Here is a 13,613-nt window from a genome sequence, read left to right as displayed (position 1 = left end):
TGCCGCTGCCTCACACCCGCACCCCGTCCGGGATCCCCGTCCTCGACGACACCCCGGTCCGTTCGAGCTTGTTCCACCGCGACGGACGCCTGCGGACCTGCTGGACGATCGCCGTGATCATCACGGCGTTCATGACCGTCGAGTAGACCGGCATGACCACGAGCACGTAGAAGAACCGCAGGTCGCGCAAGGACCCGTTGAGGGCTGCGGAGACGACGACGGACAGCACGGGGTAGAGCAGCAGGACCCAGGCGAGCATGCTCGCGGGTGTCCCGTACAGGGTCGTCGAGTCGTCGAGCGCCATCCCGACGATGACGACGAGCGCGACCATCTGCAGGACCGGTGCGACGACCATCGACAGCGCGTTGACGGCCAGGTAGGGCCCGACGATCCCGTGCCGCGTCCGACCGATCATGTCGCGGTGGATCCACAGCGTCTGCAGGTACCCGCGCGCCCAGCGCACACGCTGGCGCCACAGCGGACGGATGCCCGCAGGGACCTCGGCGTAGACGATGGCCTCGGGCTGGAAGGACACCCTGTAGCCGGCGCGCCTGACCCGCCAGGTGAGCTCGAGGTCCTCGCCGAGGAGGCCCTCGGTGAAGCCGCCGATCTCGTCGACCACGTCGCGGCGGACTGCTCCGCAGTTGCCGGAGACGATCGTCAGGCAGTTCACCTGCGCGAGCGCCCGGCGGACCATCGCGGTCACGTGGGTGAGCAGCGTCAGCAGCCGTGGTTGCAGCCTGTCGAGGTTGACGGGTGCGTCGTTGCCGCAGACCGCACCGACCCGTGGGTCGTCGAAGCCTCGCAGCATCCCGCGGATGGTCCACCCGGAGAACACGCCGTCGGCGTCGACGAACATGAGGATGCTGCCGTGGCTGCGCGCGATACCGCGGTTGAGCGCGGCCGCCTTCCCGGCGTTCGCCTGCGACACGACCACGACCCCGGGGCGCCCAGCGAAGGACTGCATGACCTCCCACGTGTCGTCGCGAGACCCGTCGTCGACGAGCACCACCTCTTTGTGGAGGTACCTGTCGGCGAGGATCGACTCGACGCAGCGCCTCAGCACCTTGCCCTCGTCGAAGGCCGGCACGATGACCGACACGAAGGGGTTGGCCGGGACCCGCAGCGGGTCGGGTGGTCGGTGCGCGTGCGCGACGAGTGCCAGCGGCAGGTAGGCCGACTCGACGAGCGAGAGCACGACCGCCGGCAGCACGAGGAGCTGGAGCACCAGCGTCCAGCCGCTCACCGGGTGGCCAGGACGCGGTAGTGGTCGAGGATCCCCGTGCAGATCTCGGGCACGTGGGCGCTGTGCGCCCCGAGTCGCGCGTTGATCTCCAGGACCACGACGCTGCCGTCGTGGCGGCGGCGCACGTCGACGTCGGCGGGACCGGTGAGCCCGATCGCCAGGACGGCGTCGGAGGCAGCAGCGACCACGTCGGCCGGTTGCCCGGGCGCGAGCCGGCGGACCGACGTCCCGTTGCCGACGTCGCCCTGGGCGAGCGCGGTCTTCTCGAGGACCGCGACGACGTCGACCGTCCCCCAGTGCGAGGAGACGAGCAGGTCGACCGCGTACTCGGTCCCGGGGGCGAACTCCTGCACGATGCTGTCCGACGTCAGTCCGAGCGGCTCCGGGTGCGGGTGCACGACGACCCCGCGGCCACCGCGGCCGTGGCGCGGCTTGGAGACGAGCGGCCCGTCGTAGCCGGCCAGTGCACCTGCCGCGGCCGGCCAGCCCGAGGACCCGAGGGTGCTGGCGGGCACCGGGACCCCGGCCTCGAGCAGCACCCTGTAGGTGGACCACTTGTCGCTCGCGATCGACACGGCGCTCCTGGGCCCGATGACGACGGACCACTCGCGGGAGGTCTCCTGGAGGGCGGGCAGCGTGAGCTCTTCGCTGACCGTCGGGATGATGAGGTCGGCCGACCAGCAGTGCGCTGCGGCGAACAGCGCGTCGGGGTAGGTGGGGTCGAGGGACGGCGGGACGCGCAGCACCTGGAAGGGGCCGTCGCCTGCGGGGTTCATGTCGACCCCGAGGACGTCGTGCCCGCGCTCGACGAGCTGCCGGGCGACGCTCGCCCCGGCCGGCCCGCGGGCGCCGGTGACCACGACGCGCCTCACGGGAGCACCGTCGTCATCGAGGCGAGCACGCGGACGGGTTCGTAGCCCTCGGCGTGACGCACCTTGGCCTGCCCGCCACGGTAGGAGGCTGTCGCCCGGATGCGTTCTCCGGTCATGTACGGCTTGTCGCTCTGGTCGCGGTGCGTCGCGATCGCGAGGACCTTGACGTCCACGTAGCCGCCGACGTCGACGAAGACCGTCGGGCGGAACCGGGTGGTGGCCGACGGGCTCTCGTAGCAGAGCAGCGTGGTGTGGAAGCGCGCGGCCCGCAGCGTCGCCAGGTGCACGGCCTTGTGGTCCTGGTGGGAGTCGTTGGAGGAGTGCGTGAGGATGATGTCGGGCTGCAGCCTGGACACGAGCTCTTCGATCGCCACGACCATGTCGCTGCTCGTGTCGGAGAGCCGGGTGTCGGGGAAGTTGAGGACGGTGACGGACTTCGCGCCGAGGAAGCTGCCTGCGGAGATGGCCTCGGAGGGTCGGACGCCGGTGCCGCCGCGCTCGCCGTTGGACATGACCAGACCGTGCACCTCGTACCCGGCGTCGATCCAGCGGGCCAGGGTCGCGCCGCAGCCCAGCTCGAGGTCGTCGGGGTGCGCCCCGACGGCCAGCACGCGGCGCGGGCGGGCCGTGACCTCGTCGTCGGGCGGGGAGATCATCGTGCCGCGCACGACGACCAGCAGCAGGATGATGCTCGCCCACCCGAAGACCTGGACGACCATCGAGGTCGGTCCGGTGAGCGCGGAGTGGTGCCAGACGGTGCACAGGGTCGCGGCGGGGACGAGGATCGCGGCCGAGGCGAAGGCCGTGCGCCGGACGATGTCGGGGTGGGTGGTGTGGCGGCGGAGCCAGCGCGCGCTGAGGAGCGCGCCGGCGGCCGTCCCGAGCAGGGCGAAGCAGAGGAGGGTATGGGCGAAGAGCACCATCGTCGGTGTCCTTTCGGGGCCGGTGCACCGTCTCAGGGCGCGCCGGAGGAGGGGAGGTGGGGTGGCGGCCACGGCACGACGGGGGAGGGGGCACGTGGTCCGGCCGGAGAGGTCACCTGGGTGACCCACGACGGTTCGTCAGGGAGGGTGAGGGCTGCGCAGCTGCGGTGCTGCGTGCGGTCTCCGGGGAGGGAGGTTCACGCCGTGGGGAGGACGAGGGCGCGGGCTCGTGGGGGTGCTGACCTAGGTGCGGTCGTCGTCGCTGAAGGGGTTGGAGCCCTGCGCTGCGAGCACGAACCAGGCTGTCGTGCCTGTGTGCAGGGCGTCGTAGATGGTGCTGTCGCCGCCGGCGGTCCCGTCCTGCGTGGCTGCGGGGATGCCGCGGGGCGTGCCGTCAGGGCCGTCGGCCTGGGCTGAGGTCACCGTCGTGAGGAGCTCCTCGGAGAGCGCGGCGTCGCGTTCGAGGTCGCGGACCCGCAGCGCGCACGCCAGGTGGGCGGTGCCCTCGAGCCACACGGTGCCGCTCGGGTCGGCGCCGTCGCCGACCGTGGCCCCGCGCTGGCCGTCGTCGCCGACGAGCAGGTTCTCGGTCGCCCAGTCGAGCGCGCGGGAGGCGTCGTCGCCGGGGAGCACGAGGGAGGCCCACGCCTGGACGTCCTCGGGGACGTAGTCGTCGGTGTTGGTGGTCTCGCCGTCGGTCTCGGTCCCGACCCAGAAGTGACCGGTGCTCGGGTCCTGCAGGCTGGTCACGACGGCGAGGGCGGAGGAGGCCCGGGTGCCCCAGACCGGATCGCCTGTGGCCTGGGCGAGCATGAGGAAGAAGGCGGCGACGTCGATGTTGTGCTCGGACGACTTCCACAGGACCGGGTCGCCGTCGTCGTCGAGCCCGCCGGTGTACCCGCCGGCGCCGCGGTCGTCTGCGGTCACGGTGTGGATCCAGGTGCCCAGGCGCACCGCTGCCTCGAGGGTGGCGGGGTCGTCCTCGGCCGCGTGCACCTGCAGCAGGGCGAGCCCGGCCCAGGCCATGTTGCCGGTGCTCGTCGCGTCGGTGAGCGACCCGGGCTCGCCGCCGGACGGTGCCGTGCAGGCGTAGGCGTTGCGCAGCCGGCCGTCGGCGTCGGGGTCGGACTGCTGGAGGGAGACGAGCGACGCGGCGAGGGTCGTCGCCCGGGCCAGGTCGTCGCGGGTGCCGCGGGCCGTGTAGGCGATGGTCGTGACGGCCACGTCGTAGACGTAGGACGCGCCGGGGGAGTCGTCGGCCGGGACACCGCTGAGATAGCTCGGCGGCAGGCGGAGCTCGTCGCCGGTCCCGCACCTGTCCATCGCGTCGTCGAGGAAGGCGTAGGCGTCGGTGACGTCGGCCGACGGGGCGCTGCACGAGGAGACCGAGGAGGCCAGGACGACCGAGGTCACGGCGGCGATCCAGTGGCTCGCCGTGCGCGCCGACGGTCGCGTGCTCGCGCTCGTCGGGGTCGCCATACTCGTCACAGTAACCAGCGACTGTGACCTGCGCCACAAAATCTCACGTCGGCACCGGGTGGAAAATCTGGTGAGCCACGACCGCGACCCGGCCGAGGTCATGCGGGGCTGTCGGTGACCCGGCCCGCGTCGACCGACCACCGGCGGTCCACGCGCACGGCGTCGAGCATCCGGCGGTCGTGCGTGACGAGCAGCAGCGTGCCGTCGTAGGAGTCGAGGGCCTCCTCCAGCTGCTCGATCGCCGGCAGGTCGAGGTGGTTCGTCGGCTCGTCGAGAACGAGCAGGTTCACACCCCGAGCCTGCAGCAGGGCGAGGGCAGCCCTCGTCCGCTCCCCAGGGGACAACGACGCCACAGGACGGCCGACGTGGTCCCCGCGCAGACCGAACTTGGCCAGCAGCGTCCGGACCTCGGCCTCGGGCCAGTCGGGCACCTGACGGGAGAAGGCGAGGGCGAGAGGACCGTCGTCCCCGAGCTGCGAGCGCGCCTGGTCGATCTCCCCGACCGCGACGCTCGTGCCGAGGGACGCCGTGCCCTCGTCGAGCGGTACCCGGCCGAGCAGCACACCCAGCAGCGTGGACTTGCCGGCGCCGTTGGCCCCGGTGATCGCGATCCGCTCACCAGACTCGACAGCCAGCGTCACCGGACCGAGCGTGAAGCCGCCGCCCTCGACGCCGCCCTCGACGCCCGGCGTCCCGAGGTGCACCACGGCTCCGGCGAGCGAGGCGACCACGCGCGAGCCCCGCGGGGCCGCCAAGATCTCGTAGCGCAGCTCCCACTCCTTGCGCGGCTCGACGACCTCCTCGAGGCGCTCGATCATCTTGTCGGTCTGGCGCGCCTTCGACGCCTGCTTCTCCGAGCCCTCGCGGTGCGCGGCCCGGATGAACTTGTCGGGGTCGGACTTGCGGGCAGCGTTGCGCACGCCCTTGGCCATCCAGCCCCGCTGCATCCGGGCACGCGCCTCGAGTCCGGACTTCTTGTCGGCGTACTCGTCGTACTCCTCACGGGCGTGGCGGCGCGCTGTCGCACGTTCCTCGAGGTACGCCTCGTAGCCACCCGAGTAGACGGACACCTGCTGCTGCGCGAGGTCGAGCTCGACCACCCGGGTGACGCACCGGGCGAGGAACTCGCGGTCGTGGCTGACCACCACCACCGCGGCCCGCTGGGAGGCGACGAACTCTTCGAGCCTGCGCAGCCCGTCGAGGTCGAGGTCGTTGGTCGGCTCGTCGAGCAGCAGGACGTCGAAGCGTGAGAGCAGCAGCGCGGCCAGGCCCACCCGGGCGGCCTGACCACCCGAGAGACCCGTCATGAGGTGCTCAGGGTCGACGTCGAGACCGAGGTCCGCGAGGACGGCCCCGAGCCTGTCGTCGAGGTCCGCGGCGCCGATCGCCATCCAGCGGTCGAAGGCCACGGCGTAGGCGTCGTCGGCTCCGGGCTCCCCGGCACCGAGCGCCTCGGTCGTCTGCTCGAAGGCCGCCTGAGCCTCGGCGACCCCGGTGCGGCGCGCCAGGTGAGCGCGGACCGTCTCGCCCGCGACGCGCTCGACCTCCTGCGGCAACCACCCCACGATCGCGTCGGCGGGGGAGAGCGACACCGACCCAGCCTCCGGCTGCGCGGCACCCGCGAGCAGACGCAGCAGCGTCGACTTCCCGGCACCGTTGGCCCCCACCAGCCCCACCACGTCCCCGGGGCTCACGACGAGGTCGAGCCCCGAGAACAGGGTGCGGTCAGCGTGCGCGGCACCGAGCCCGCGGGCGACGAGAGAGGCAGTCATGGGGTGAATCCTCTCATCGCCCGGGGATCACCCGCTGCGCGTCTGCGTCCCCGTCACGGGCCGCCGGGACGACCTCGGCCCGGGCTCGCCGTAGCCGAGCTGGACGAGCATCTGCGGGGCACCGACGAGCCCGAGCGAGCGGACCACCTCGTGCCGGGTCGTCGGGTTCTCCAGGACAGTCGTCGCGAAGGACGCCGCCAGCCCGTGGACCGAGGCTGTGAGCAGCATGCGGCTCAGCGCCCTGCCCGCCACCAGCCAGTCCTGGGCGGTGTCCGCGGGCGTCGTGAGCAGCGCCAGGACAGCACCGTGCTCCTGCGCGTCCGCGCTGCCCCGACCCTGCGCGCCCGCGCTGCCGTGCTCCTGCGCGTCCGGACTGGCCCGGAACCGGTCGGTCAGACGCCGCGACCCCGCTCGTGCCTCGCGTGCCGGGCGGTTCTCCCACCCGTCCGCGACAGGTACCCCGTCCTCACGCCCCTGCGCAGGACCCGACCACACGGCCTCCTCGGTGGTCCCTACCTCGTCCTCCGAGGCCAGACGCTCAGCCCGCTCGACCTCCCTCAGCACGATGCCGCGCGCCGCGCTCGAGGCCGGCAGCAGCACCAGATGAGCCTGCGCGTCGGCGACGACAGCCTGGAGCGACTGCGCGACCGCACCATCGACGGCCAGGTCGTCGAGCAGCGTACGGCTCGTCCGCCTGTGCACAGCAGCCACCGACAGCTCGAGCTCAGACGCGCTCGGTGCAGGGCCCTGAGACAGCACGATCCGCGCCAGCCGCCCCTCAGGCCCGTCGGGCAGCAAGACCACCTGCGCGTCGAGCCCCTCCCGGCGGGCAGCCACGACAGCGTGGTCGACGAGCGCCCCACAGCTGATCGTCGCCTCACGCCCCTGCGGGTCCGTATGACGCAGGGTGCGGGCCGGGTCGGCCCGCACCTCGATCGCGTCACCACGCACCGTCACCTGCCACGGCTGCGTGTTGTGCACGCTCGGCGCCCGCACAGCAGTCGCCAGCACCCGTTCGATCACCTCGGTCGAGAGCATCGTCGCTCCTCCTCCGCTCGTTCTCCCCTGTCCGCCGAGCGTCCCACCGGTCACAGGGGCTCGACAGTGCCGAAGGTCCCTCTCGCAGGTCAGCGGCACCACACTCGACTGCGCACAGGAGAGAATGCTCCTGTGCCCGCCGACCCGATCGCCCGACTGCTCGCCGACCCACCCGACCTCCCCGTCCGGTCCACGCTGCCCGCCCTGGCAGAGGCTGTGCGGAGCAGCGGAGCCGTCGTCGTGCAGGCACCGCCCGGGACCGGCAAGACGACCCTGGTCCCGCCCGCGCTCGCGGACCTGCTCGGTCCCGGTCGGGTGGTCGTCACACAACCTCGCCGGGTCGCGGCCCGCGCAGCTGCGCGCCGCCTCGCCCAGCTGCTCGGCGAACCTCTCGGCCAGACCGTCGGCTACTCGGTGCGCGGGGAGTCGACGACGAGCGCCTCGACCCGTGTCGAGGTGGTCACCACGGGAGTGCTGCTTCGGCGCCTCCAGCGCGACCCTGGCCTGGACGGGGTGACCGCGGTCGTCCTCGACGAGTGCCACGAGCGTCAGCTCGACGCCGACCTCGCGCTCGCCCTCCTCGTCGACGTGCGCGCGAACCTGCGCGAGGACCTCGTGCTCGTGGCGATGTCGGCGACGGTCGAGGCCGAGCGCACGGCCGCCGTCGTGGGTGGAGCAGGGCCGGCTGTCCCCGTGGTCACCGTGCCGGGGGCGCTCCACCCGGTCGCCCAGGTGTGGGCCCCGCCGCCGTCCCGCGTGGTGGCCCTCGACGACCGCGGCGTCACACCAGCCTTCCTCGACCACGTGGCCGCGACGACCCGGCGTGCGCTCGACGAGCGTGAGGGTGACGTCCTGGTCTTCGTGCCCGGAGCGCGGGAGGTCGACGTCGTCTCGCGGCGGCTCGCCGGTGTTGATGCTGACGTCCGTCCGCTGCACGGCAGGCTGCCCACAGCCCAGCAGGACCTGGCGCTCAGCGCCGGACCGCGCCGACGGGTGGTCGTCTCGACGGTCGTCGCCGAGTCGTCGCTCACGGTCCCCGGTGTGCGGGTCGTCGTCGACGCAGGGCTGTCCAGAGAGCCGCGGGTCGACCACCGGCGTGGGCTCTCGGGACTGGTCACGGTCCGCGTCAGCCGGGCCTCGGCCGAGCAGCGCGCCGGTCGTGCCGGTCGTGAAGGGCCGGGTGCCGTCTACAGGTGCTGGACGGAGGCCGACCACGTGCGGCTCCCGGCGCACCCTGTCCCGGAGATCCTCACGGCCGACCTCACGTCTTTCGCGCTCGAGCTGTCGTGCTGGGGATCGCCCGACGGGTCGGCCCTCGCCCTCATGGACCCACCGCCGCCCGCGGCGAGCGCCGTCGCACGCCAGACCCTGGTCGGGCTCGGCGCGGTCGAGGAGGACGGCACCGTCACGGCGCGCGGTCGACGGATCGCCGGTGTCCCGGTCGACCCGAGGCTGGCCCGCGCTCTGCTCGACGGCTCGGACGTCGTCGGCCCGCGCGCCGCAGCCGAGGTCGTCGCGCTCTTGTCCGAGGACGTCCGTGCGCCGGGCGGCGACCTCGTCGCCGCGGTCCGCGGGCTGCGGGCGGGGTCTGTGCCGTCGCCGACGTGGCGCGGTCAGGTCTCCAGGCTCGAGTCGCTCGCTCGCCGGTCCTCGGGCGGGGCGGCGCGTACCCGCTCGCTCAGCCTCGACCTCACGGTCGGTCTCGTCGTCGCCCTCGCGCACCCGGACAGGATCGCGCGGCGACGTCCGAACGGCTCGACGTACCTCATGGTCTCGGGCACCGGTGCGGCCCTCGCCCCGGGGTCGGCGCTCAGCGGGTACGACTGGATCGCGGTCGCCGACGCCGACCGTGGCGCAGGCCGCCGCGACGCGACGGTCCGCTCTGCCGCGCCCCTCGACGAAGACCTCGCCCTCGACGCGGCGTCCTCGTCCCTGCACGACGACGAGTCCGTCACCTGGACGTCCGGCCGCGTCGTCGCCCGGCGCACCACGTCGCTCGGCGCGATCGAGCTGACCTCCGACAGGCTGACCGACCCGCCGCGTGAGCGGGTGGTCGCCGCGGTCCGCGATGGTCTCGCCCGCGACGGCCTGGGCGCCCTCCCGTGGAAGGACTCGGCTGTTGCGCTCAGGGCCCGCCTGGCGTTCCTGCACGGCGCGCTTGGAGACCCGTGGCCTGACATGAGCGACGAGGCCCTGCTCGACGGGCTCGACGGGTGGCTGGGGACCGACCTCGCCCGGGTGCGACGCGCCGACGACCTGCGCCGCATCGACGTGACGTCAGCCCTGCGACGGCTGCTCCCGTGGCCCGAGGCCGGGCGCCTCGACGAGCTCGCACCCGAGCGGGTGCCCCTGCCCGGCGGGGGCAGCGTCAAGGTCGACTACTCCGCAGACCAGCCCGTCGCCGCGCTCAAGGTCCAAGAGGCCTTCGGGTGGCGCGAGGCACCACTCCTGGCTGGCGGGCGGGTCCCGCTCCTGCTCCACCTGCTGTCCCCGGCGCGGAGACCGGCCGCGGTGACCGCTGACCTGGCGTCGTTCTGGGCGACGGGCTATCCGCAGGTCCGCGCCGAGCTGCGCCGCCGGTACCCCAAGCACTCCTGGCCCGAAGACCCCTTCGCGCCAGGCGTCGTCGCTGCGCAGCCCCGTAGGCCAGGGCGGGGCGGGTAGTCGGGCACCCGTCGGACGGCCCGACGAGTGCGGGGGACGACGCTGCTCCGTGTCTACCCCCCGAGCCCGCCGAGCCACAGGCCGAGGCCGGCTGCGGCGACGGACGCGGCGAGCATCCCGAGGCCGGCGAGCAGGGACGCGGCGTAGCGGCCGGCCTGGAGCAGTCGGACTGTCTCCATGCTGGCTGTCGAGAACGTGGTGTACCCCCCGAGCAGGCCTGTCCCCAGGACGAGGACGAGCTCGTCGGAGGCGAGGTGGGTGAGGCCGAGGCCCGTGAGCAGCCCGAGGAGCAACGAGCCCGTGACGTTGATGATCATCGTCCCCAGCGGATAGTCACCGGAGGTCTGTGACCTCACGAGCCCGTCGAGGACGAAGCGGCAGGCTGCGCCGAGCCCTCCTGCGAGCGCGACGGCGAGGAAGAGGAGTGGGCTGACCTCGCTCATGCAGACCTCCGGCTGCGCCTCGGTCGTCGGAGCCAGGAGGCCAGGGCGATGCCGGTCCAGGTCGCGAGGGCGCCGAGCAGCAGCGTCCCGAGGGAGTAGAGCACGGCCAGCCCAGCCTGACCGTCGCCCACGAGGCGAGCTGTCTGCGTCGCGAGGGTGCTGTACGTCGTGTAGCCGCCGAGGACACCGGTGCCCAGCAGCAGACGCAGGTGACGACGGCGGTCGTCCTCAGGACCGCTGCGCACGAGGGACTCGAGGAGGACACCGAGGGCGAGGGCCCCGCTGAGGTTGATGCAGAAGATCACCACGTCGAGGCTGCCGGTGACAGGGAACGCGAGGACGAGGAGCTCACGCAGCGCCGCGCCGAGCGTCCCGCCGACGGCGACGAGCGCGACGCTGGACCAGCGCAGGTGCTGGGGGACTGCCCGGGCGGCCGCGTCTGTCGCATCCGTGTCGAGATCGGGGTCGACGGGCCGGTCGTGCGTCACGTCCGACCTCCTCGATCCTGTCCGGTGACTCCTGGCGCGAGTGCGGCGTGCGTACGCGCGCAGCCGCCCGAGTGTAGCGCCGACCCCTGTCGTCTGCTCACGTGTCCGCGTGGTCCTGCTCCGGCGGCAGCCGTGAGCCGGGCGAGCCCAACGACAGAGCCGTAGATGTCGCGAGTGAGGCGATGCTCACGTACTCTCCGCATGCCGCTCGGAGCCTGAACCCCTAGGGTTCACGCCATGGAAGGTACGAGCAAGAACGGAATCCACCGGGCGGTGTTCTGGCCCGCGGCCATCATCGTCCTCGTCTTCGCGGCGCTCGCGATCATCGCACCTGAGGCCTCAGAGCGAGCCTTCGCCTCGGTGCAGGGCACGATCGTCGCCAACTTCAACTGGTACTACGTCCTCATCGCTGCGGCCTTCGTGGTCTTCTGCCTGTGGATGGGCTTCAGCCGATTCGGCGACATCAAGCTGGGTCGTGACGACGACGAGCCGGAGTTCTCGGTCCTGTCGTGGTTCTCCCTGCTGTTCGCCGCTGGCATGGGCATCGGTCTGGTGTTCTACGGCGTCAGCGAGCCGCTGAGCCACTTCGTCTCCCCGCGCCCCGGCGTCGAGGGGACACCGGCGCAGCTCGCACAGCAGGCGATGTCGCAGACGTTCCTGCACTGGGGTGTGCACGCCTGGTCGATCTACGTGGTCATCGGGCTCGCCCTGGCCTACGCGATCCACCGCCGGCGCCGCCCCATCTCGATCCGCTGGACCCTCGAGCCGCTGCTCGGACGCCGTGTCCGCGGTCGCTGGGGTGACGCGATCGACGTCATCGCCCTCGTCGGCACGCTCTTCGGCGTGGCGACCTCGCTCGGTCTCGGGGTCTTGCAGATCAGCGCGGGTCTGGACAGCGCCGGCATCGTCGAGCCGACGCAGACGATGGACGTCATCCTCATCCTCATCATCACCTGCTTCGTGCTGTTCTCGGTCGTCTCGGGCGTCACCAAGGGCATGAAGTGGCTCTCGAACGCCAACCTCATGCTCGCGGCCGTGATCCTGGCCTTCGTGCTCTTCGCCGGGCCGACGCAGTTCCTGCTCCGTGAGTTCGTCCAGTCGATCGGCACCTACCTCCAGGGGTTCATCGGCGCGTCGCTCAACGTCAGTGCCTTCGCCGGCGCGGACGGCGAGGCCTGGCAGGCCAGCTGGACGACGTTCTACTGGGGCTGGTGGATCTCGTGGGCGCCCTTCGTCGGTGTCTTCATCGCGCGGATCTCGCGTGGTCGGACGGTCCGTCAGTTCGTCGCGGGTGTCATCCTCGTGCCGACGATGATCACCGCCCTGTGGTTCGCGGTCCTCGGCGGTGCCGCGCTCAAGATGGAGCTCGACAACCCCGGCAGCCTCACCGAGGGTGGCCAGGTCAACATCGAGGGTGCGCTCTTCTCCCTCCTCGACCAGCTGCCCGGCGGCTCGGTCCTGACGATCGGTGCGCTCGTCCTCATCGCGATCTTCTTCGTCACCTCGGCGGACTCGGGCTCGCTCGTCATGGGCATGCTCGCCTCGGGCGGCGACCCGGAACCGCGCCGCTGGGTCCGGGTGTTCTTCGCCTGCGCGACGTCGCTCCTGGCCATCGCGCTGCTGCTCTCGGGTGGTCTCGAGGCGCTCAAGACCGCGGCGATCATCATCGCGCTGCCGTTCTCGGTGATCATGATCGGCATCTGCTGGTCGACGTACATCGCGTTCTCCCGTGAAGACCGGGCGTACGCGAAGGCTCGCCGGGCGGCGTTCCTCAGCCACATCGGCGACTACTACGGTCTCGAGGTCGACGCACCGCTCGAGCGTCCTGCGGTGTCGCCCTTCGCGAACATCATCGCGAAGGTCAAGGCGACCACGCACCGCAGCCACGAGCCACGGGCCGGCGGGGACACGAAGACCCGCAGCCGTGACGGGGTCCCGGCCGGCCAGGCCGAGGCGCTGCGCACGACTCCCGTCGCGGACATCGCGATCGAGCCCGACCCCGGCGCGCCGGCGATCGAGGACCTCCGCGGCCCCGACGGGGACTCGACCAGCGACAAGTCCTGACACGACGGTCGACGCCCGAGGGCGACGACCCGACCCGGTCCTCGACCGGTGACAGCATCACAGACGCCCTGCGACCAGACCGGTCGCAGGGCGTCTGTCGTCTCTGCAGCGCGTGGCTGTCGGGGAACCTCACGCGAACGGCTCGCTGCAGGCTCGCGCAGCAGGGTCTAGCCCTCTGTCGGCTGCCCGATGACCGAGAGGATGTTCCCGGCCGGGTCGGTGAACCACGCGATGTCCGGTCCGCGCCCGCGCATGATCCCGCGGTCGTCGACGCCCTCGTAGCGGATGAACGTCACCCCCCGCCCGAGGAGGTCGTCGACGGCGCTGTCGATGTCCTCCACGGGGAAGTTGAGGATGGTGTGCTCGGCGGGGTGGTGGGTGTCCTTGGGGTACACGAGGACGTGGGCGCCGCTTCCCAGGTGGAGCTCGAGCATGCCGTGGTCGTCGCCGGTGACCTCGATCCCGAGGACGTCGGAGTAGAAGCTGCGGGCTGCAGCGGTGTCGTCGACGGCGAACCCGCAGAACGCCTGGTCTGCACTGAACATGGTGGTCCTCTCGGTGGTGCCTCGTCCGAGGTGTCTGGGGGGCGCGGACGAGCCCCTGAGGTCGAGGCTAGCCCTTGCT

The 13,613-nt window shown here is 72.2% G+C and carries 11 protein-coding genes; 2 read left to right on the top strand and 9 right to left on the bottom strand.

Features of this window, described 5'->3' with window-relative positions:
* Positions 1 to 10 precede the first annotated feature (10 nt).
* The 6 genes from ASG53_RS11505 to ASG53_RS11480 form a co-directional block, all read right to left on the bottom strand.
* Positions 11 to 1,246 carry a glycosyltransferase gene (locus ASG53_RS11505; RefSeq protein ID WP_056132943.1) on the bottom strand — a complete coding sequence of 412 codons (1,236 nt, stop codon included), beginning with the start codon at positions 1,244 to 1,246 and terminating at the stop codon, positions 11 to 13.
* Positions 1,243 to 2,118 carry an ATP-grasp domain-containing protein gene (locus ASG53_RS11500; RefSeq protein ID WP_056132940.1) on the bottom strand — a complete coding sequence of 292 codons (876 nt, stop codon included), beginning with the start codon at positions 2,116 to 2,118 and terminating at the stop codon, positions 1,243 to 1,245. The genes ASG53_RS11505 and ASG53_RS11500 overlap by 4 nt, the downstream gene beginning before the upstream one ends.
* Positions 2,115 to 3,041: a PIG-L deacetylase family protein gene (locus ASG53_RS11495; protein ID WP_056132937.1), complete on the bottom strand. Its 927-nt coding sequence runs from the start codon at positions 3,039 to 3,041 to the stop codon at positions 2,115 to 2,117. Before ASG53_RS11495 ends, ASG53_RS11500 begins: the two co-directional genes overlap by 4 nt.
* A 243-nt stretch (positions 3,042 to 3,284) precedes the next feature.
* The gene (locus ASG53_RS11490; RefSeq protein WP_056132935.1) at positions 3,285 to 4,520 is read right to left on the bottom strand and encodes a hypothetical protein; all 1,236 of its coding nucleotides are present in this window, start codon (positions 4,518 to 4,520) and stop codon (positions 3,285 to 3,287) included.
* A gap of 98 nt (positions 4,521 to 4,618) precedes the next feature.
* Entirely contained in the window at positions 4,619 to 6,292 is a 1,674-nt protein-coding gene (locus ASG53_RS11485; protein ID WP_056132932.1) for an ABC-F family ATP-binding cassette domain-containing protein, read from the bottom strand.
* A gap of 27 nt (positions 6,293 to 6,319) precedes the next feature.
* Entirely contained in the window at positions 6,320 to 7,330 is a 1,011-nt protein-coding gene (locus ASG53_RS11480) for an Acg family FMN-binding oxidoreductase (RefSeq protein WP_056132929.1), read from the bottom strand.
* A 132-nt stretch (positions 7,331 to 7,462) separates the two neighbouring features.
* Here ASG53_RS11480 and hrpB point away from each other — a divergent pair, with 132 nt between their 5' ends.
* Positions 7,463 to 9,994, top strand: a complete 2,532-nt coding sequence (hrpB, locus tag ASG53_RS11475) for an ATP-dependent helicase HrpB (protein WP_200945489.1) — start codon at positions 7,463 to 7,465, stop codon at positions 9,992 to 9,994.
* Between the two features lie 53 nt (positions 9,995 to 10,047).
* On the opposite strand, the gene crcB is transcribed toward hrpB, so the two are convergent.
* Together crcB and ASG53_RS11465 are read right to left on the bottom strand one after the other, a co-directional pair.
* Positions 10,048 to 10,437: a fluoride efflux transporter CrcB gene (crcB, locus tag ASG53_RS11470; protein ID WP_056132928.1), complete on the bottom strand. Its 390-nt coding sequence runs from the start codon at positions 10,435 to 10,437 to the stop codon at positions 10,048 to 10,050.
* Positions 10,434 to 10,925, bottom strand: coding sequence for a fluoride efflux transporter FluC (locus tag ASG53_RS11465; protein ID WP_082543990.1), 492 nt, complete (start codon positions 10,923 to 10,925; stop codon positions 10,434 to 10,436). Before ASG53_RS11465 ends, crcB begins: the two co-directional genes overlap by 4 nt.
* A 237-nt stretch (positions 10,926 to 11,162) precedes the next feature.
* On the opposite strand from ASG53_RS11465, the gene ASG53_RS11460 reads away from it, so the two are divergent.
* Positions 11,163 to 12,989: a BCCT family transporter gene (locus ASG53_RS11460; protein WP_056132924.1), complete on the top strand. Its 1,827-nt coding sequence runs from the start codon at positions 11,163 to 11,165 to the stop codon at positions 12,987 to 12,989.
* A gap of 167 nt (positions 12,990 to 13,156) precedes the next feature.
* On the opposite strand, the gene ASG53_RS11455 is transcribed toward ASG53_RS11460, so the two are convergent.
* A complete protein-coding gene (locus ASG53_RS11455) occupies positions 13,157 to 13,534 on the bottom strand; it encodes a VOC family protein (protein ID WP_056132921.1) in 378 nt (125 codons plus the stop codon).
* Positions 13,535 to 13,613 lie beyond the last annotated feature (79 nt).

The organism is Sanguibacter sp. Leaf3 (assembly GCF_001425965.1).
Classification (GTDB): domain Bacteria; phylum Actinomycetota; class Actinomycetes; order Actinomycetales; family Cellulomonadaceae; genus Sanguibacter; species Sanguibacter inulinus.
This window is presented reverse-complemented; position numbering and strand designations above follow the sequence as displayed.